Annotated in this window: 14 protein-coding genes and 1 pseudogene; 7 read left to right on the forward strand and 8 right to left on the reverse strand. The window is 47.5% G+C overall.

The window, feature by feature from the left end; genetic code table 11:
• Window positions 1–42 precede the first annotated feature (42 nt).
• Window positions 43–1,953, forward strand: a pseudogene (gene drt3b, locus C3B51_RS13985) (antiviral reverse transcriptase Drt3b); the annotation flags it as partial.
• Window positions 1,954–2,724: 771 nt separating this feature from the next.
• On the opposite strand, the gene C3B51_RS13990 reads toward drt3b, so the two are convergent.
• The gene (locus C3B51_RS13990) at window positions 2,725–3,267 is read right to left on the reverse strand and encodes a hypothetical protein (protein ID WP_130245429.1); all 543 of its coding nucleotides are present in this window, start codon (window positions 3,265–3,267) and stop codon (window positions 2,725–2,727) included.
• A gap of 3 nt (window positions 3,268–3,270) precedes the next feature.
• Window positions 3,271–3,570 (reverse strand): helix-turn-helix transcriptional regulator, encoded by a 300-nt coding sequence (locus tag C3B51_RS13995; RefSeq protein ID WP_130245430.1) that lies wholly within the window; start codon window positions 3,568–3,570, stop codon window positions 3,271–3,273.
• Between the two features lie 1,293 nt (window positions 3,571–4,863).
• Between C3B51_RS13995 and C3B51_RS14000 the strand changes: the two genes are divergently transcribed.
• From C3B51_RS14000 to C3B51_RS14010, 3 genes are all read left to right on the forward strand, one after another.
• Window positions 4,864–5,310 carry a GNAT family N-acetyltransferase gene (locus C3B51_RS14000; RefSeq protein WP_130245431.1) on the forward strand — a complete coding sequence of 149 codons (447 nt, stop codon included), beginning with the start codon at window positions 4,864–4,866 and terminating at the stop codon, window positions 5,308–5,310.
• Between the two features lie 126 nt (window positions 5,311–5,436).
• Complete coding sequence (locus C3B51_RS14005) at window positions 5,437–7,851, forward strand: ATP-binding protein (RefSeq protein ID WP_130245432.1); 2,415 nt, start codon at window positions 5,437–5,439, stop codon at window positions 7,849–7,851.
• Window positions 7,844–9,091, forward strand: a complete 1,248-nt coding sequence (locus tag C3B51_RS14010; protein WP_130245433.1) for a sensor histidine kinase — start codon at window positions 7,844–7,846, stop codon at window positions 9,089–9,091. The genes C3B51_RS14005 and C3B51_RS14010 overlap by 8 nt, the downstream gene beginning before the upstream one ends.
• Before the next feature lie 43 nt (window positions 9,092–9,134).
• Here the strand turns inward: C3B51_RS14010 and C3B51_RS14015 are convergent, their stop codons facing one another.
• The 5 genes from C3B51_RS14015 to C3B51_RS14035 all read right to left on the reverse strand — a co-directional run bounded on the left by C3B51_RS14015 (window position 9,135) and on the right by C3B51_RS14035 (window position 15,342).
• The gene (locus tag C3B51_RS14015) at window positions 9,135–11,396 is read right to left on the reverse strand and encodes an ATP-binding protein (protein ID WP_130245434.1); all 2,262 of its coding nucleotides are present in this window, start codon (window positions 11,394–11,396) and stop codon (window positions 9,135–9,137) included.
• Window positions 11,397–11,623: 227 nt separating this feature from the next.
• A complete protein-coding gene (locus C3B51_RS14020) occupies window positions 11,624–12,919 on the reverse strand; it encodes a hemolysin family protein (RefSeq protein WP_130245435.1) in 1,296 nt (431 codons plus the stop codon).
• Between the two features lie 80 nt (window positions 12,920–12,999).
• On the reverse strand, window positions 13,000–13,737 hold the full coding sequence (locus tag C3B51_RS14025; RefSeq protein ID WP_165389158.1) for an AraC family transcriptional regulator: 738 nt from the start codon (window positions 13,735–13,737) through the stop codon (window positions 13,000–13,002).
• Window positions 13,730–14,170 carry a carboxymuconolactone decarboxylase family protein gene (locus tag C3B51_RS14030; protein ID WP_130245437.1) on the reverse strand — a complete coding sequence of 147 codons (441 nt, stop codon included), beginning with the start codon at window positions 14,168–14,170 and terminating at the stop codon, window positions 13,730–13,732. The genes C3B51_RS14025 and C3B51_RS14030 overlap by 8 nt, the downstream gene beginning before the upstream one ends.
• A 98-nt stretch (window positions 14,171–14,268) precedes the next feature.
• Entirely contained in the window at window positions 14,269–15,342 is a 1,074-nt protein-coding gene (locus tag C3B51_RS14035) for an SGNH/GDSL hydrolase family protein (RefSeq protein ID WP_130245438.1), read from the reverse strand.
• A 246-nt stretch (window positions 15,343–15,588) separates the two neighbouring features.
• Here C3B51_RS14035 and C3B51_RS14040 point away from each other — a divergent pair, with 246 nt between their 5' ends.
• The 3 genes from C3B51_RS14040 (at window position 15,589) to C3B51_RS14050 (ending at window position 18,351) form a co-directional block, all read left to right on the forward strand.
• Window positions 15,589–16,188 carry a hypothetical protein gene (locus tag C3B51_RS14040; protein WP_130245439.1) on the forward strand — a complete coding sequence of 200 codons (600 nt, stop codon included), beginning with the start codon at window positions 15,589–15,591 and terminating at the stop codon, window positions 16,186–16,188.
• 122 nt (window positions 16,189–16,310) lie between these two features.
• The gene (locus tag C3B51_RS14045) at window positions 16,311–16,505 is read left to right on the forward strand and encodes a hypothetical protein (RefSeq protein ID WP_046006057.1); all 195 of its coding nucleotides are present in this window, start codon (window positions 16,311–16,313) and stop codon (window positions 16,503–16,505) included.
• A 247-nt stretch (window positions 16,506–16,752) separates the two neighbouring features.
• On the forward strand, window positions 16,753–18,351 hold the full coding sequence (locus C3B51_RS14050; RefSeq protein ID WP_165389159.1) for a formylglycine-generating enzyme family protein: 1,599 nt from the start codon (window positions 16,753–16,755) through the stop codon (window positions 18,349–18,351).
• 42 nt (window positions 18,352–18,393) lie between these two features.
• Here the strand turns inward: C3B51_RS14050 and C3B51_RS14055 are convergent, their stop codons facing one another.
• Complete coding sequence (locus tag C3B51_RS14055) at window positions 18,394–20,187, reverse strand: winged helix-turn-helix domain-containing protein (RefSeq protein ID WP_130245441.1); 1,794 nt, start codon at window positions 20,185–20,187, stop codon at window positions 18,394–18,396.
• Window positions 20,188–20,284: the final 97 nt, after the last annotated feature.

Raw genomic sequence — 20,284 nt, forward strand, 5'->3', positions numbered from 1 at the left:
TGGACTTGACCAGTACAAAGAGACTTCCATAGAGTTTTACTAACCGACGTACTTCCTTATGAAGTACCGTTTATCTTAACAAATGAAGGATTCTACAAGATTTCAGTAAAGTCTCGAACATTCAGCGCTAATCATATACTACATGACATTTTATTTAAAAATAACTCTGAAACACGACCTTTGATGTATAAAATAACAAAGGACTCTAACTCTGAGAGAACTTTGTATCTTCCTCATCCAGCCATACAGCTCAAAGTTTGTAACCTATATAGAGATTACAATCAATTGATTACACACTTGTGTAACAGAAGTAGCTTTTCTCTTAGGTACCCCTCAAAGATAGCTGATTCATACTATGCTAAAACTGATTCTTCAGATTTTGACCCCTCTGAAAAGTTTAAAGACGAAGGCGCAGCAATTGATGGGGATATTGATCCCGTTTATGCTAGCACTTTCTTTGAATACAAAGATGTTGGCTTTCTATATAAATTCTATGACTCTTACCAATTCCACAGGATTGAGAAAAAGTTTAATAAGTTGTTCAAGTTTGATATCGCTAAATGCTTCCCCTCAATATCTACATTTCAGCTTTCAAAATCCATTCGAGAATTAGAAAGTTATATCAAATCAAAAAATCACCATAGTTTTGAAAACTTGTTTGAGCGCTTAATGACAGATGCAAACCTTGGCGAGCACCATGGTATTGTTGTTGGACCAGAGTTTTCCAGGATTTTTTCTGAGATTCTATTGCAATCTATAGATTGTGAAGTAAAAAACAAACTGGAAATCGAGCACAAACTATTTGAAAATAAAGATTATGTTGTTAAAAGGTATGTGGATGATTACTTTTTATTTCACAATAATGAGCATGTCCGACAATTAGTATATAGAACCATAACGGAAGAGTTAGAGAATTACAAACTATATTGCAATGAGTCAAAAAACCAATCTTTTGGTGTCCCTTTCATTACAGGCGTAACCATCGCCAAACAACAATACAAACACCTAATACAGAACATATTTAATAAATTCGACCGTATAGATAAAGAAAAAAAGATCATGGGAGTTATCAGCCCCATGAATAGATACTATCAAATATCAAACCAATTGATAACGGATATCAAATGCATTGTATTTAACAATGGAATTTCGTATTCAAGTATCACTGGCTACTACTTTACTCTCGCTAGGGTTAAGGTATCTGAAATAGAAGAACATATTTCAGATTTCAAAGATGATAAAAATCAATGCGAAAGAATGACAAACTTTCTACTGATTATAATAGAGCTTTCTTTCTTTGTTTATTCTATGGACTTCAGGGTTAGGAGCACGTACCTAATTTCTCAGATAATAATCATTATCAATAAAATCGCCAACTCTCTAGGGAAATATAATTCTGAAATAATTAAGAAAAAAATATATGACGAATCTTACCTTGCTATAAAATCATCCATAAATAAAAATACAATGAGAGACATTGAGTGCTTGAACTTGCTAATCGCAATAAGAGATATTGATATTAGCTATCAATTATCTAAAGACGTTCTAGAAACGATTGTAAATTTAGATATTAAGGATAAGACCAATTACTTTAGCCTAATGACTAGCTTATTTTATGTTCAGGACAAGAGGGCGTACTCTTCAACTAGAACAAAGGTTGTCAACTGTATTTTAGAAAAGTTCAACAGAGAATACTTTACAGTTAAAAATGATTCTGAACTTATCCATATTTTCTTTGACTCATTATCATGCCCATATTTGACTCGTAAGATGAAAGCCCAAATAGCTGATAGAGCATTATCCAGAATATGCAAACTTAATGAAGGTGATATTGATGAAATAGTAGATCAGATTTCAAAGCAAAACTGGTTTATTGATTGGGATATTTCGTCTTCTGAATCTATTGAAAGGTTATTAACGAAAAAGGAATTGAAATCCCCTTACGGTAGTTGATACAATGGGACGCACGCATTGTAATACCTCTGATTTATTCAGTTGATTTCACACACGACTTAACGACAACGCGTGCTACCCTCCACTTTATTAAGTAAGTCAAAAGACACTCAGCGCAAAGCTTGTGCGCCAAACATACACCGTCTTTGTTCGTAATCAGTTCCAAAGATAAGGATGTAGCGCCATAGCAATATTGACCACTTGAATTTGAAATTCAGAGGTTGGGATCTTTGTGTTACTTTTTAAGTTGTAACCGAAATTTGCCCATGCATGCAGGTATGATCAAATTTCGGTCAAAGAAACAGTCCGTTATGGCTGTTGAGTTGGTCTTGTAATCGTCGGGGCAAAGTGGGCCACAGCTGGCAGCGATGGCGAGCTTGCTCCTCCACCAACACCACCTACTATTTTAGCTAACACTTTTTCAGGGCGTAATTTCTTTCTCATTGGTTAAACATCCTTCTCTGAATTCGGCTTTCAATACGTACCTGACCAGAGCAACTATGTACAACAAGTGCAAAATGGCCACTGTATTGTCTCGCACGTAAAGCTTAATTGGCGCGTTAGAAACAAACTTGTACAGAAAAACTTCGCACCAGGTTACAAGATTGATTATTTCTACAGCGGCAAGGACAAGCGATTTCGGTTAAAGAAACAGCTAGTTATGGCTGTTGAGTTGGTCTCGTAATCGTCGGAGCAAACTGTGCCACAGTTGGTAGAGATGGTGATTGTGACCCGCCACCGGCACCACCAACCACTTTTGACAGCAACTTTTCAGGGAGTAATTTCTTTCTCATTGGTTAAACATCCTTCTCTGAATTCGGCTTTCAATACGTACCTGACCAGAGCGGCTATGTACAGCAAATGCAAAATGGCCACTGTATTGTCTCGCACGTATAGCTTAATTGGCGCGTTAGAAACAAACTTGTATTTGTACAGCAAAACTTCGCACCAAGTTACAACATTGATTGTTGCTACAGCGGCAAGGACCAGCAATACAGAAAGCTCTTGCAAAGAAATATAGTGTTTGTTTACAACATTATTAAAAAAATCATGGCCTGAGCGTTCGTAAAGCCAATAAGCAATCTTCTGTCTGTACATGATTGGCAAGAGGAAAGCTAAGTTCATCGCCGCCGCATAAGCATAGTAATGTACTTGCCAATTCAACGCAACGCTTATTAACAATTCGTCAACGAGTTCAACACACCCTAGTGTAAGCAAGAACCACCTAGCGGTTTCAAACCGCCAAGTCATGTAAAGACCATACAAAATAACGAAGATTGGCGAGTAGTCTACAATTATATATAAATAGTCCATTTATTATTCTCCTGAATCTTTGTTTTCTGGTGTAAGGTCTTTGCTGTCGTCTGAGAGTATGTTTTTTATGTTACTTATCGATAGATCTTTGCCACAGACAAGGTAAAATTCAAACATTTGAGAAATAGTCATCTCAGTTTTTCCTGATTCATAATTCGAGATCGTGGCTTGGTTTATACCAAGCTTCCTGGCCAGCTCTTCCTGGGACAGCCCTAGCTCTTGCCTTATTAGACGGATAGAACGCTGAACCTGGAGCCTAAAGTTCTCAACTTTTCTTGTCCTTGATGCGTTATTGTTTTTCATTCCTATAGCTATCTCCCTGTAGGATGGATAGCGGAATTTAACAATAAAAACATATTGCTAACAAGAGAAAAGAGTTCGTTTTGTGTCTGCAAGAGCATTTTATTAAATATTTTATAGTGAGAGGGGTCATCGTGTGAAAACCCTTGCGTTCAGACCTCGCACTTTTTTGTGAAACCAGCCTAAAACTCCATTTCCAATCAATATGCTGTGCAAAAGTGTATTTTTACATAGCAAGTGGTATATCTTTTTATTTATACAAATAAATCAATATGTTACGACACACCGCCAAAGTCAAAATCGCACTTTGTCAGTAGCTTAGATTGCATGCCGTTGAATTTTATACCTTTTACTGGTTTAAGAAGGGTTAAAATGTCAGTAAGTCAGCCGTTTTGGGAACAGCCGACAGGACATCGACATTTTTACCCCCTACAGCCCTTGTACGACGCGGCCTCGATCCGCTATAGTACCAGTGACCCCGACTTTAGAGGGGATTGAGACGACACAGTATGCTCTCCTATGGAGAATTCCCTTTCGTACCAGTGACCCCGACTTTAGAGGGGATTGAGACGAGTAGAAACTATAATGACTATTATAAGAGCAAATAGTACCGGAAGCCCCGACTTTAGAGGGGATTGAGACAAACCCGTGCAAAACATGTAACAATCTTTTTCGTACCGGTTGCCCCGACTTTAGAGGGGATTGAGACGGTTGGTTTTAAGGGCAATTGCTCTGTCTTGGGTACCGGTGGCCCCGACTTTAGAGGCTGAGAGCCGCCCGGAAAAAGCATCGCTTTTTCAGGCTCGATGAGTGAAAATCATGCGTTTTAAAAAGCACCGCTTTTTGCATGATTTGAACACTGGAGGCAGGACGCCGTAAGCCAGTTTTGGTATTTTGCAGTAAAAGCAAAATAGTAAAACAGGCCCTGGACGGCCGATTCTGGCGAACGCACTACTTAGCGCTTCATGGATGAATCAACGATGCCGTTGTCGAACTGTTTGTTGAAATGACCCCGACTTTAGAGGCTGAGAGCCGCCCGGAAAAAGCACCGCTTTTTCAGGCTCGAAGGTGAGGCCCTGGATGGCCGAACAGGTTGGCGCTTCATGGATGAATCAACAATGCCGTTCTAAAACTAGGTGAAAAGTGACCCTGTAGTGCCATACCAAATCCAACCACCTGAATAGCGGTGTTAATATACACCTCAGAATCAGCCGAACTGGCGACCACACCGAGCACCACTGACCAAACAAACCATCATTACACCGATAAACTCCACCACCTAAAACAAGGAATAACATGCACGTAAGACCCGCAGAACAAAAGGATTTAGAGATTCTCAGCCAGATTTGTATGGCATCATTTGATAGTGCCCTGGCCGATACCTTGCCAGCAGCTGGTCGGGATACTTTTAAGGCTATTGCCGCTCCTGCTGCGATTGCGGCGCGGCTGGCGGAGGATAATCAAGTTTTGGTGGCTGAAAATGCAGGCAAGCCTGTTGGTATGCTTGAGCTAAAGGCGGGTCGTCATATTGCCATGTTGTTTGTTACTCCTGCTCAGCAACATCAGGGCGTTGGCAAAGCGCTTATTAATGCCGCATTTGAGCTGGCCACGGAGCAGAGCGTTACGGTTTCGGCTTCGCTGCCATCGGTGGGGGCTTATCAAAAGTATGGTTTTGAGCTCGCCGGAGAGATTGCCGAGTCTGGCGGCCTGGTTTATCAGCCTATGGAAGCCTCGCTGCCCTAGCCGCTTTTGTAAGCCTCCAAATGCTTGCATTCAGGGTGCCACGGCCCTGATAAATGCGCCAATCAGTGGTCGTTTTTATTGATCATTCACTACACTGTAAGTTCAGTACGTGAAGTGAGATGCACTATGTTCGACGATGACGCGCTCCTGTTTGGCTCTGATGATGAGCCCGATGAGTCACCCACTCTGCCCCCCTGGAAAATTCTGTTGGTTGATGATGAAGAAGACATCCACCAAATTTCCAGGCTGGTACTGGAACAAATGGAGCTGGATGGCCGCGGCGTGACCTTTTTGAATGCCTACAGTGGCACTCAGGCACAACAAGTGCTGGCTGAACACGACGATATTGCGCTGATTTTACTTGATGTTGTCATGGAAACCGCCGAAGCAGGCCTGGACTTTGCGAAATACGTGCGTGAAGAGGCGCAAAATCATAAGGTACGGATCATATTACGCACCGGCCAGCCGGGTATGGCGCCGGAGTCCGACATTACCCGGGAATACGATGTTAACGACTACAAAACCAAAACGGAGCTGACCAGCAGTAAACTAAAAGCCTCAGTACTGGTTGCGCTGCGCACCTACCAGCATCTGGATAAAACCCAGCAAGTGCAGTCCGGGTTAGACAAAATCATCACCTGCACCAACGCTTTGCTGAGCGACTCCGAGCTGGTTGAATTTGAACTCAGGGTGTTTCAGAGCCTGACAGAAACGCTGCCGTTAAGTCAGCAGTTTGAACCGGCGCCAATGAGCGTTTTTATCGTCTCACTTGAGCGCGACAGCGAGCACTTTGAGCAGATCCTGCCACAAGAAGCGGTTAGTTTAGATATCCCGGCCCCCATCCAGACACAATTTATAGCTCAGTATAACGCGCACGAGCGTGCCCACGCAGAGCGCAGTGTGGTGCTGGATAACTACGCCATGCTGTTTCTGGGCGATAAAAGCGACGGCACCCCGGTTTTTGCAATTGCCTGTTACGCCAACCCAATAGAAGAGCAAGAGGCGCAACTGCTGTTAAACCTGGCCCATAACTTAGGCATTGCCTGGCGCAATACTCAGCTGCAGGAGCGCCTCAGTAATAACAATATTGCACTCGAAAGCCAGGTGGCAGAGCGCACCGCAGAGCTACAGGCCGCCAGAGAACGGGCCGAGCAAGCCAACCTGGCTAAAAGCATGTTTTTATCGAATATGAGCCACGAAATACGCACGCCGCTGAATGCTGTGCTTGGCTTTGCCCAGCTGCTGGAGCGCGACAGCGGTTTGAACTCAGGCCACAAAACCACCATGAATAAAATTATCCGAGCCGGAAACCACCTGCTGGATATCATCAATGATGTGCTGGATATTTCAAAAATCGAGGCCGGTTCAAGCAAACTGAACCCGGTCGATTTTGAGCTCAATGGACTGCTTGAAGACCTGGGCAGTATGTTCAAACTCAAGTGCGAGCAAAAGCAACTTACCTGGCAATTAAACAGCGCGCTCAAAGCACCAACCGGGGTGCATGGCGATCAGGGTAAACTGCGTCAGGTGCTTATCAATTTACTTGGCAATGCCGTGAAGTTTACAGACAAGGGCACCATTACGCTGAGCTATTCACAGCCCTCCCCCGGCTTACACCGCTTTGAGGTGCAAGACACCGGGCCCGGCATTTTACCGGAAGATCTCGAAAATCTGTTTAACAGCTTTACCCAGGGCAGCGCCGGGGTCGAAAAAGGCGGCACCGGGCTGGGTTTGTGTATTTCATCCAAGCAAGTTGAAATGATGGGCGGCAAACTGAATGTGCAGTCGGAGCCTGGCAAAGGCAGCACTTTTTGTTTTACTTTGCCACTGCCCGAAGCCGAGGTTGAGGCAAACAGCAATCAGCGCCAGACATTACAACAGCTGAAAGTACGCAGCGACAAGCAACTGCGCGCGCTATGTGTTGACGATGTTGCTTATAACCGGGAAATACTGGGCCAGACACTGGCCGCATGTGGTATTGAGGTAGACTACGCAGAAGATGGCAAACAGGCCATTGAGGTGATCCAGCAAAACAGCTTTGACATTGTATTTTTGGATTTACTCATGCCCGTTATGCGCGGCGATGAAGCCGTTGTGATTATTCGTAAAGAGCTTGGCCTGTCGGAGCTAAAGTGTGTAGCCATTTCGGCATTCAGCCTGCACCACGAGGTACAACATTACCTGAGCATTGGCTTTGACCAGTTTATTGGCAAGCCCTACACCATAGCGCAGATCTTTGACTCCCTGCTGTCGTTTTTCCCCGACCATTTTGAGCACACCGAGCTGGAAGGCGCCGAAGTATCGGGCGATGAGCCTGCTGCTGAGCTCATATTGGCCGACTATTCGCTGCCCGCTGAGCAAAAAGCACAACTAATACGCTTTGCTCAGGTGAATAACAGCTCGCGCATTAAGCAAACCCTGAAAGAAATTGACGCTCAGCAGCCAAATAACAGGCAGCTTACCCAATACTTGGCTAAATTTATAAGTAGGTTTGACATGACAGGCTTTATTGCAGCGCTCGACGAGGTGCAAGATGGATGACGATCCGGTTTCACTGAACAATTGCAGAATTTTAATTGTTGATGACAAGGCTGAAAACCTTGAATTGCTGACTAACTTTTTAGAGCCGGAAGGCTACGAGGTGGCCTTTGCCACATCGGGCAAAGAAGCCATAAACATTGCCACCATTTTTCTGCCGCACCTGATCTTACTTGATGTGATGATGCCTGGCATAGACGGCTTTGAAACCTGCCGACGGCTCAAGTCCCTGGGTAAGGTCAAAGAGGTCCCGGTTATCTTTGTGACCGGCAAAAGCGAATTAAGCGACATTGTAGAAGCCTTTAGCGTGGGCGCGGTCGACTACGTTACAAAACCCATCCGTCAGGAAGAATTACTGGCCCGGGTATCGACCCACCTGCAACTGCAAGCCCTGATTAATTTGCGCGACGAGCTGATCTCGACCCTCAGAGACAAAACGCTGGAGCTGGAAAAACTCTCTAAACTCAAAGAGCAGCAACTGGAAACCTCACAACACTTTAGCCACATTGGCGAGCTGGTTGGTGAGCTAACCCATGAGCTGGGCACCCCCTTGAGTGTGGTGCGCACCGCGGTGTCACACCTGAATGAAAAGCAGCAAGAACTTGCCCAGAAAGTGCAAAAGCAAACGCTGGCAAAACAGGATCTGCAAACCTTTATTGATAACACCGCCCAAAGTTGTGAGATTGTGCTCTCCAGCATGGATAATGTGATGCACCTGATCGACAGCTTTAAGAACATCGTAGTCGGCGAGTTCAGTGGCACCATCTCAGAGTGTAACTTGCACGACTATTTGCACAATATCCAGTATGTTTTGACCCCTAAATTAAAACGTACCCCACACACAGTTTCCATTAACTGCCCACAAACCTTGCACATAGTATCGGATACCGGCGCTTTATCTCAGGTGCTAATTAACCTGATCAATAACGCGCTGATCCACGCGTTTGAAGAGCAAACAGCAGGCACCATAGATATTCAGGTCGATCATCAGGATGATAAAGTCACGCTGAACATTAAAGACAATGGCAAAGGCATTTCGTGTGAGCAAACCAGTAAAGTATTTGATAAGTACTACACAACCCGCGTTGGCGCAGGCGGCAGTGGTCTTGGCCTGTACATAGTGAAAAAACTGGTAGAGAGCCGTTTAAATGGCAGTATCGCCTTGTCCAGTCAACCCGGTGAAGGCACGGTGTTTACGATAGTTTTACCAAAAGAGCTAAGTAACCAGGCAAACAATGGGTAAAAAGCGGCGGCGCTATCTAACCTGATAGTTATGTGTCGGGCGTCTATTGCGTTTGGCCTGCGGCTTTATCCACCAGCATTTTGAGCATTTCAGCTTGTAACACCTCGGCCTGAATGGGCTTGCTGACATAGCCACTCATACCGCAGGCCAGGCAAGTTGTCCGCTCCCCCTGCATGGCGTTGGCAGTCAGCGCGATAATAGGCAAATCGCGACAAGCCTCCAGCTCAGGGCTGCTACGGATATGCCGGGTTGCTTCATAACCATCCATCACAGGCATCTGACAATCCATCAGGACCAAATCGGGCAAGGCATGCTCCGGCATGGCCTTCAGCATGTCTACGGCTTGCTGACCCGACTCGGCCAGTTGTACCTCCACTTCCCAGGCTGCCAGCATTTTACTGGCAACCACCTGATTAATTGGGTTATCTTCTGCCAGTAGCACGCGTACGCCCCGTAAAGGCGATTCAGTTTTTGCAGGCTCTGGCAGCTTAGAGCCGCATTGCTCTGAAAACATTTGCACCAGATCTTTTGCCGTAACCGGCGGGTAAACCACAGTGATCTGATGCTGAGCAAATACCGTTTCACGCTGTATCTCACATTGCATATTACAAATAGCGAGTATTTTTCGACTCCCCGATAAGGCCCTGAGCGCCTCGAGCTGTTTCTCCTGATACGCAGGCTCGGTCATATCCAAAACCAACACATCGTGGCTTATCTCACCTGCCAGCGGTAACATCAGCACCTGCGCCTGACACCCCAACGCTTCGAGCTGCTGGCACAATACTTGTGTCAGCCTGGGGTGCTGTGATAACACCGCAATACGAGCATCACTCGGCGCTATGTCCCTGCCCCACAGCCCGCCTTTTTGTGCTTCGACCTGAAAATGAAAGCGAAAGTGAGCACCGGGCTCTGTGCTATCAACTAACTCAATATCCCCGTGCATCAGCTTACACAGCTGCTTGGCAATGGCGAGCCCCAGGCCGGTGCCGCCATATTTACGGGTTGTCGACGCATCGCATTGACTGAATGAGCTAAACAGCTTGTGCCTGGCCTCTGGTGGAATGCCAATCCCCGAATCAATGACATCGCACTGTAATATGGTGATAGCCTCGCGAGAGGCTGATACTGCAACTTCATCACAGGCCAAATTAAGCTGAAGCGTGCCGGAGTCGGTGAATTTGACGGCGTTACTCAGTAAGTTGGTGAGGATCTGGCGGGTTCTGATCGGATCAAGGCGGACAAAACGATGCTTCAGAGCGTGGCAATCTACCAGTAATGTGAGCTGCTTTTGATCTAACGTGATAGCAAACGACTTGGCCACCGAATCCACCAGCTCATAGAGGTCAACCGAGTCCGGGCTTATCTCCAGTTTGCCCGACTCAATTTTAGAAAAATCCAGAATGTCGTTGATCACACCCAGTAACGAGTGGGCGCTGGCATCCGCCAGTTTGGCGTATTGTTTCTGCTGTGCTTCCAGGTCGTGACTAAGCAATAAATTCAGGCACCCAATCACGCCATTGATAGGTGTGCGGATCTCATGGCTCATATTGGCCAAAAACTCAGACTTCATTTTGGAGTGCTGCTCGGCGCGCTGCTTTTCCTGTTGCAGTGCCTGATTCGATTCTATCAACTGCTGCTGGATTTCACGGTTTTTGGCATTACGATATTCCCCGGTCATAATCGCAAAGGCAAAGTTAAACACCAGCTGACTCATAAACAGGGAAACCACAAATAACTGCGCCTTTAACGTGTGATCTTGCTGAAGACTGCTGACCGCGGGGTCTGACAAAACATCAAACGCCTTAGCTAAGGCAAAAAAGCTGAGAAACCCCAGGCTCAGACTGATCAGAACCAGCGACACGGAATAACGGGGCCGACCAAAGCGGTACAGACAAGCCCAGATCCAGCCTGAGGTGATGGTGAGCGTGATCATGCCTAAGATGAGTCGCGACGCGTAATTTGAAACGACATAAGTAAAAATACAATGGATGAGTAAAAATGCCCCGTAATAGCACACTATTTGGCGCAGCGGTACGGCTTGTTCACAGGCATGGTAGCAACCAATCAGCACCAGAATTAGAGCGGCCTGACCGAACAAGTTTGGCAACAGATAGCGTAAATTCAGTGGCAGCTCGTTTTGCACGCCAAACAGGATCATACAGAGCGCCAGACAGATTGGCGACAGTGCCCAGTACAACGTGGCTTTAACGTCTCGGTTGGCCAGCCACAAAAACACCAAAGCCAGCGCGGAGGCAACCACCCCGGCACCAGCCATAAGCAATAAAGAAGGCGTTGATAATTGCACTGACAACTCGATTAGGAGCCAGGTCAAATCTGCCGGCTCCGCTAAAATTTACGGTTATTCAAAACTCTAGAAGACAGATGCAGGCTTGTAAAGCGAGTGACAGTGCCCGACGGGTATGCAGTTTGATACTTTGATTTGGCAAAGGGTGCACCTTGAAAACAGGGGTGTACTTGAGGTTTGCGGATGCCAATCGCGGATGCTAATCGCGATTGGCATCCGCGCACAATTTAACCGCGGCTCACTTCAATTTGCTTGATGGCCAGGCCCTGTATCTCCATCACTTTAAAGGTAAAGCCCTCAATTTCTATCGTTTCGCCCTGATGCGGAAAATGTCGGCAGTGATGGATCAGATATCCCGCAAGTGTCTCTATTGAGTCAACGGGCATAAACTCATGTTCGACCACCGACAACTGAAAGTCTTTCATCGACATATCGCCCTGCACCAGCCAGCGCGAGGCATCTTTTTGCCGAAACTGGGCCTCTATCGCTTCGCTGTCTTTAAGCGCAATAAAGTTCAAGATGCTGGACAAAGTTACCATGCCCACGACAGTGGCAAACTCGTTGATCACCACCGCAGTATTGCAAGGATGTGCTTTTAGCGCGTTCAGTGCATCCGACAAGCTCAGCGTATCGAGCAGAATAACCGGCTGTAAAAAAGCCTCCTGCTGGGCATCAAGCAGGGATCGGCCAGCAATCAGATTGCTTAACAGCTGCTTGGCCTCCACGGCCGCAATCACCTGATCCAGGCTAGCATCACAGAGTAAATACTGCTGAAAACTGCGGCTTTGAATTTGTTTAGCCAGCGCTTTTTCATCATCATGGATATTCAGCCACTCAACGGCATCGCGATTGATCATCGCCTGGGTAATGCTGGTCTGATCTAAATCCAGCACATTACCGATAATATTGTGCTCATGTGCCCCCAGCTCGCCCTGCTCTGCACTTTGGTCAACCACCGCAAACAGGTCGTCCCGGGTGATCAACTCATCGCGCTGATTGGGTAATTTAAATGCACGGATAATCACATCTGCCATCAGGTTAAACAACCAGATCACAGGTTTAAACAACCAGACGCTTGCCAGCATCAGACTGATAAAGCGCATTGCGATTGATTCGGGGATCACCATAGCAACCCGTTTGGGCAGCAAGTCGGCAAACAACACAAACATCGCGGTGATCAGTAAAAACGACAGTACGGTAGAAACTTGCAGCAAAACGGCATGGTATTGGCTTACATCGGCCACAAACAGGCCGGTAACCACTTGTGATGCCTGATAGAGGTAGGGCGTAAATACCGACTCGCCAATCATACCAGCCACAATGGCCAGCGCGTTCAGCACAACCTGAACGGCGGCAAAAAACTGATGTGCATTGGCCTGCAAATACATCACTTTTTTGGCACGGAGATCGCCAAGATCCAGCCTGCTTTGCAATTTAACTTTACGTGCCGCAGCCAGTGAGATTTCGCACAAAGCAAACACAGCGCTCATAACAATGAGCAAAAAAACCCATATAAGGTCCAATTACACACCTGACGGTAAAATAGAATTCGAGCGCGATATATACGCCCAATCCGTGTTGCTGGCAACAGAAAAATTGCTATTCAGGCAAATAATTGGCGGACATATTTACCCGGCGTGATCCGCAAAATCTGTTTAAACTCCCGGGTGAGGTGGGCTTGATCGGAAAAGCCGCAGGCCAGCGCCAATTGTGCCAGATTTGTCAAAGGGTTATCCCTGAGCTGCTGTTGTGCATTGCGGATCCGATAAATGCGAGCCAGGTATTTGGGCGTCAGCTCTGACTGCGCTTTGACCTGCCGCTCTAACTGGCGCATACACAGTGGTATAGTGCGATAAGCATCCTCAAGCGGGTTCAACTGCATCAGTTTATTGATCAGCTGATACGTGTGTTGCAACTCGTAGCTAGGATCGGGCGCTAAAGCAGAAAAATCCTCGAGCCACTGCTCAAGCGTACTGATTTTGGGCGTTTGCCTGAGCTGCTCAGCCAGTTCAGACAAACCAGATGGCGCCAGCAAGGGGGAGACGGCCTCGCGTAGCGCTTTAAACCTTGCCGGGAACAGTCGGATCCCGGCAAACTCAGCGCCGGCACTATAACTTAGCTCTACAGATTGTTTTGCAGGGGCCTGAATATGAAAAGGTGCGGCTATCTTTTGTCCATCCAGCATCAGCTCGCCTTTGAGCACAAACAAGATCCCCTGGGCACCATCGCAGGGCAACCAGCGAGTACCCGCTTGCGCAGCACGTGCAAACCACACGGCCTGCACGTATCGTCCTGTATGGCCATCCGGTTGATGGCGCTGTAAAGTTAACTCATTATGCATCTGGTTCAGGTTTAAACATTTTAACAACGCGGTTCCAGGCATTGATGGCATTAATGGCTACCGTTAAGGTCACCAGGGCATCATCACTGAACACGTCAGACAACTGTGTATACAAAGTATCCTCAATCGGCTGGGCGTTTGTCAATTGCTCGCACAAAGCCAGCGCTAATCGCTCCTTAGTGGTAAAGCCCGACATGTCGCGCCAGGCGTTGAGTGCAATGATCCGCTTGGGGCATTCGCCCAGTTCCATCGCCTGACGGCTGTGCATGGCAATACAATAGCCACACTGGTTTAACTGAGACGCTCTGAGCTTCACCAGCTCCCAGAGCTTAATATCCAGATTACGGGTGATTTCTTCATTCAGTAACTGCTCCTGAGTGAATAGGTGTTGCATCAACTTTGGGGCGCATTGTAAATAATTGGCTCTTTTCATGGTCATTTCCTGTTATCTAGTGAATGACCATCAGACTACCCGCAACCGCAACCTGAGAATTGAAGAAAAACGACTTTTGCGCCCCAAAAGCCCACCAATTAAAGCAGATTATGCTGTTTAATAAACGCCACCAGTTCGCTGGCTATATGCTGATGCTCCTGTGCAGTTGGGTGCCAAATGCAGCCTTCCAGCGGCGATATAAAGGTGTTGGCATACACCTCTTCTATGCCCTCGCTGGCAAGCTGACGCAACGCCGTATCGGTGGCAGGAATAATAAAATCATAGGGATACGCCGGGCGAGGCATGACCACAATGGCCACATCGGGATAGCGACTGCGCAATGAGCGGACGAACTCAACCATGGCCTCTTCCCAGGCCAGTTTAACTTCTTCTATATTTTGCCAGGGTTCGTGAGGTTGCGGATCTGTACTAAAATCGTTGGTGCCAAACTCAAGTACAATAAGCTGAGGAAAGCGCTCCTGATAAGCCAGGTTATCCCCGTACAGCGCCGAAAGCTGGTCAACATAATCCACTAAGGTATGGTGCGTCTGGTTGCCATTCCAGTTACGGATCAAGCCCAGTCCGGAATACGACACCTGCGTAAATGTGCTGTTCAAGTGTTGTGCTGCTATATACGGAAACGCCAGCCTGGCATTGCTGGAGTCGACAATTTCCTGCCAGTCACATTGACGTTTGGTCGACTCACTGCCAAACCCTGCACTGATTGAGTCGCCAATAAATAGAATATGCGGCTGCGTTTCCCACACCCCTTCCAACCGGCCATCAACCTCAACATGCAGCAGCTTGCTGCGTGACTGATAATGCTCCCAGCGTTTGACCACTTCGATAAGCACACGGCCCGGCTCGGCCTGTTCGAATAACACAAAACGCTCGGCCTCTCCCGTCGACGCGGTCACAATCTTGCGATGCAACTGACCATCGACCAGCACATCAAATTGGTCGCCATAACCTTGCAGATTGATCGCAATAGACTTTCCCACCAGCTGAGTATGAATGGCCGTTCCGGGCCAGTTAAACTCCACACTGCCTTGTTGATAGTTTTTATGTACCCGGCCCTCATAGACCAGCGCGTGGTGCGTGGCAGGTAAAACCGTGGCAAAAACACTGAGGCTGATAGTCAGCCCCAGTAAGATAAGTATTAAGCGACACATAACCAGTTCCTTTTTTGTTAAAAAAGTAAACCTAGTGTTTAATTGATAACTCTACAAGCCAGCTAAATTGAATTTTTCTAAACCAGTCCGGCAACCAAATGGCCAGCCCAGGTGAGTTTTCACACAAACTGATACACCCGTTATGTTTATTCTAAAACAAAATAATGAGATGCAACTAAATCCCTCTCTTTTATTCTGAGTTAAAACACAATATAGTGATTAAAAATTAACAATAAGATTAACAAAATGAATAAACTTATCCCGGCTCGCTGTGTTATTGCCGCCTTCTTGGCCGCACTCGCCGGCTGTAGTCAGACTCCGCCTTCAGCACCGCCCGCGCAGGTCAATGCAACATCAAGTTGCCCGTTAACAGTTGTTGAACACCCGGACCTGGAAGTACTTCCTGCGCAGAGCCTGCCCGAAGACGTGGTTGCTGCCAGTGGCCAGGGTGGACTTTGTAATGCGCGCAGCTACAAGGTTACCCGTGACTTTACTATCTGGCGCGCCTGGAACAGCACTTACGAAGGCTCTAAGTTCGGCAAATGGTGGTCACTGGAAAAACCAACAGGCCTGGTTGCACAGTACCGGACGGAGCTCAATATTTGCCCCAAATATTCACCACTGGACATGCTGGTACGTTGCACACTCAAGGCCGGTAGCCAGGTCGTGATAGGTCCAGGTCAGAGCGCTCAGTGTAGCGACTACTTTACCTACCCACAGTCCGATACCAATCAGCTTTATCTCGCAAATGCCGAGCAGGTAACAATGAACTGCACCACCTTTTATGGCGAGTTTTCCTGGCGTGAAGCCCCTTCCCAGGCAAGCACAACGGACAAACAGAAATAGCGTCAACCTGCTTAATCTTAGTGGATTGACTGAAACGACTCTGACTTTTACCGCATGTTCGGCAAGTCAGGGGAAATAAGACTAAGCCCGGCTGGGCTTTTCTCACTACAAAGGAAATGAGCATGAAACTCACATTAAACAAGAAGAAAATTAAGTCGCTGTCGCAAGGTAACACACTGGCACCACAGCAAACCCCTCAGGTTGGTGGCGGCGCGCTAACCGGACTGCCTAACTGCCCAAAAACCAATTTCTGCAACTCAATTAACGCTTGCTGGACATTTAAAGACAATCGCCCGGATTGCGTTATCTGGGGCTAACTACAGTACTATAAAACCGTAACGCTTGACAAAGATGTGAGTATCTCCAAGTCACATATTTGCTCACAGACAACCGTCATCGCAAGTGATGGGGGAGGTTTTATTTTATCTCCACCTTCACTTAATTAATTGATTTTAATGCTTATATAATCTATCCAACTTCTCACAACCACACTATCAGAAGTATAATAAGACCTCACTCCTCGCCAGCTGATAGTGTCGCGGCATACTTTGAGAGGAGATGATTATGAATTTACCAGTTAGTTTAATGTTACTCAGTACGACAGTGGCTCAGGTGCCAGGCACGCCTATAGAGCCAGCGCTGGTTGCCATTCAAGATGAGACACAACAAATAGACTTACAAATGGGCAAATATGAAGTCACGGTTGCAGAATTTTCGCGCTTTGTGGCAGCCACTCAGTATCAGGTGCCCAAAAAGTGCATGCTGTTTACATCAACTCGCTGGCCAGACCCTGATTCTCCGGGTAACTGGGACGACCCGGAATTAGTTGCAAACCCCTATCGCCCTGTCGTTTGTGTCGGCATGTCAGGCGCCCTCGCATATACTCAGTGGCTGGCTGAACAAACGGGCAAACCCTACCGCTTGCCAACACAAAAAGAGTGGCAACTTGCAGCATCAGCCGGGACAAAAAACCGCCTCCCGTTTGGCGGGGACAGGCAACAAACGCAGATCTGTAAATACGAAAATACCGAGGACCTGGCCAACCTGGCTGGGATGCAAATTGACCATCAGCACCGCTACAAGTCCAGTGCACGATGCAACGACGGCGCCGTGTATCATACTGTTATTGGGATGTACCGTCCCAATGCATTTGGCCTGCACGATATGCTGGGTAATGTAAAAGAGCTTCTGCAAAGTTGTCATAGCTGGGATCAGGAAAAACCCCAGCAATGTGCACAGTATCATGTAGCCGGTGAAGGTTGGCACTGGCAGACTCGCGGGGTATTCAACCCAGATACCATAGCGGCAGATTTTTATGGCAGTATTGAAGGGTTTCGTCTGGTATTGGATCAACCAGCCGGGACAAAGGAAACACCGTTTGATTCGCAGTTTGCCCAAGCGGTCGCTGATGCACAGCATCTTGCCAGAAAAGCGCACCAACGGCTTCAGCAGATCCCGCAAGCGCCCACAGGCGTGCGCGCTTCACGAGATAAAAACAACCGTGTCACTATCAGCTGGCAAGAAATTGAAGATCAATCCGTTCAATATGCCGTTAACCGCAGCTACTTAGATCCGCAAGGAGCGCTGAGCCGAAAGTTCCAACGCATTGGCGACGACCTGAAAAGCGGCCAGTTTGTTGATCAGCTCCCAGGCGGTGGCCAAGCAAGTTACACTGTCGCGGCCTTAACTTCAGCAGGCCAGGGCCCCTTCAGTCAGCCAATAGCAACCGGGTCGCACCCAACATTCAAGGTAGGGCAACGCATTGAAGCTGAGCATTATTTTGCTGAGGATAACACCTACCTTCTTGCTCCAACGCAGTCGCGCGGGCAAAGCCTGGCATTTAGCGAGAATCCGCTTCATTATCCAACAGGCGATAAGCCGTTACTGGTGCCATGGAGTAGCTATCGTTTTACCAACAGCGAACCACAAAACGCCGAATTACAGGTAAAACTGAGGGCGGATGACTCAGCTCGTATAGAGTTCTGGCAAGGGCACCATCTGGTTGCCCAAATAGAGAACACACCGTCTAACGCAATGCATTTAGTGAAAGTACCTGCAACCCTGATTGCCTCCGACGCCCCGTTGGAAATACGGGCGCTTGGCCAGCATTGGTTTGCGATAGACTGGCTACAATTCGTACCAACATCAGCGCCTGCGCCATGACACTCATACGCTGATTTTGAAGTTTACGCAGCGGGCTCAAGGTCAAAGCGTTGCCAGCTCTCGCTGCGAAATTTGCTGGTGGCGCAGCCAGTCATCACCCGTATTGGCCCGCAGAAACGCCAGGTAGTAGCGCTTTTGTTCAATGCTGCTCACAGGCAAACGGTAGAGTTGCAAAGCAGCTTGCAGTGCACTTTGGCCATCAAAGTGCTGTTGTGCCAGTTTAAAAGCTTCTTTGAGCACGGGTATGGCACGCTCAGGCTGACTCTGTGCCAAATGAATTTTAGCCCTAAGCAACAGTTGCCTGGGGGTGAGTCCCTTTGAGGGAAGCAAAGCATGCGCCTCATTAAAATCTTGCAGCTTCAGTGCATAGTCAACCAGACGCACCAATGCGTCATCCTGTACCCAGTAATTTCTGCCCGTGCGTGGCAGCGCAATAAGCTGTTTTAAATAGGACGTAGCATCTGTATCGCTGTCACTAAACAAGGCAAAAAGATACAAGACATGGGCCCGATTGCTGTTGTCCAGCGCATAACCAATCAGCACGGACTGAGCCAGACTGAGATGCTGATATTGTTTTTCTGTCTGACCCGTTTTACTGGCCAAAATAGAATACAAGATATGAAGCTCGAACCATTGTAATGCTCGACCTTGTATTTTGGCCTGAGCAATTGCCTCTTCGAGCACGGCATTCATTTGCGCCCAGTTGCCCAGCTCCAGACTCAGCCAGGCCAAGGTCGTTACGTATGTATGTTGCAGCGCTGGCAGCTGAGTATCGACCAGCACATCTCGCATCCGGCCCAGGCTTGATGTCGCCAGCGCATGCTGGCCACGCATTTTGAATATTTTGCCCTTATGCCAGTGAGCGAGCGCAATATAAGGTTTGTACTGGTAATCAGTATATTCTTCTATCAGCCGGTTCAGGTAAGTTATCGCCAGATCGGGTTGCGCCTGTGTGATATAGTGACGCCCCGCTTTCAGAATAATTTCAGGCTCATCCGGTGCGTGGCGGCTCAATGTCAGGAGCGCGAGGTCGTCCTGCCCTGTCCATTTATCTGCAAATACACCCAACTGTGCAAGCGCGCTCAGGCGCTCAGCAAAGCGCATTGCCAGATCCCCGGGCTTTGCCGAATAAACATAACCTTGCCAAACACGACCCGGCCGGGTCACACCGTAATGTATAAAGCTCCCCTCTGGCTGTGAGTAAACAGTGCCCCACAGCTGCCACTGTGTACTGCCTTCCTCTGACTGTGACCATAAGCGCTTAGGAGTTTCAAACATCTGCTCCTTGCTCATCTGCGTCACAGTGTGCTGTGCAAGAGACAGCTGAGACATGGAAATGGCCTCAGCGGCAATATCCGAAAAAGCATCATTCGGGTTGGGTGATTGTTCGGTGGTCAGTATCGAGATTTCTGGCCCTGCGGCTCTTGTATCTACAGAGTTCATCTCAAACAGCACAACACAGGTTGCACCAACGACCAGTAATGCCGCTGCCCACCAGCGCGAAACACTCTGTTTGTTTGAGCGTTTTGTTTGCAACGGTGTATCTGAAATGGGCCACTGCCATTGATACCCGAGGCGGGCATAAGTTTGTATGGCACTGTCGCCAAGTAGGGCTCTGAGCTGACTCATGGTCTGAAAAATAACCTGCTCCGACACCACAGTATCACCCCAGACTTCATCCAAAATTTGAGTTTTACTGATTATTTCCTTGTGACGGGTGAGTAACAGGTGAAGCAGGCGGGATTGCCGGGGTTTAAGGGGCACACGATAGCCATTTTGATATAGTGCCATGTCAGGCAGATTGAAACGGTAATCGGCAAAGTAAATATCGGACATAGATCATTCGGTAAACTGATGGACGAGTTTAAGTCGATATCTTGCATTAAAACCGCCACCAATACAGTATCTCAATTGTAACAATTAATCTAAATGT

Origin of the sequence: Pseudoalteromonas rubra, assembly GCF_004212645.1 — a bacterium.
Lineage (GTDB): Bacteria > Pseudomonadota > Gammaproteobacteria > Enterobacterales > Alteromonadaceae > Pseudoalteromonas > Pseudoalteromonas rubra_G.

Bases quoted from the DNA above. Each gene is read 5' to 3' on its own strand.
- C3B51_RS13990 (WP_130245429.1), bottom strand. From the start codon at position 3,267: ATGGACTATTTATATATAATTGTAGACTACTCGCCAATCTTCGTTATT.
- C3B51_RS13995 (WP_130245430.1), bottom strand. From the start codon at position 3,570: ATGAAAAACAATAACGCATCAAGGACAAGAAAAGTTGAGAACTTTAGG.
- C3B51_RS14000 (WP_130245431.1), top strand. From the start codon at position 4,864: ATGCACGTAAGACCCGCAGAACAAAAGGATTTAGAGATTCTCAGCCAG.
- C3B51_RS14005 (WP_130245432.1), top strand. From the start codon at position 5,437: ATGTTCGACGATGACGCGCTCCTGTTTGGCTCTGATGATGAGCCCGAT.
- C3B51_RS14010 (WP_130245433.1), top strand. From the start codon at position 7,844: ATGGATGACGATCCGGTTTCACTGAACAATTGCAGAATTTTAATTGTT.
- C3B51_RS14025 (WP_165389158.1), bottom strand. From the start codon at position 13,737: ATGCATAATGAGTTAACTTTACAGCGCCATCAACCGGATGGCCATACA.
- C3B51_RS14030 (WP_130245437.1), bottom strand. From the start codon at position 14,170: ATGAAAAGAGCCAATTATTTACAATGCGCCCCAAAGTTGATGCAACAC.
- C3B51_RS14035 (WP_130245438.1), bottom strand. From the start codon at position 15,342: ATGTGTCGCTTAATACTTATCTTACTGGGGCTGACTATCAGCCTCAGT.
- C3B51_RS14040 (WP_130245439.1), top strand. From the start codon at position 15,589: ATGAATAAACTTATCCCGGCTCGCTGTGTTATTGCCGCCTTCTTGGCC.
- C3B51_RS14045 (WP_046006057.1), top strand. From the start codon at position 16,311: ATGAAACTCACATTAAACAAGAAGAAAATTAAGTCGCTGTCGCAAGGT.
- C3B51_RS14050 (WP_165389159.1), top strand. From the start codon at position 16,753: ATGAATTTACCAGTTAGTTTAATGTTACTCAGTACGACAGTGGCTCAG.
- C3B51_RS14055 (WP_130245441.1), bottom strand. From the start codon at position 20,187: ATGTCCGATATTTACTTTGCCGATTACCGTTTCAATCTGCCTGACATG.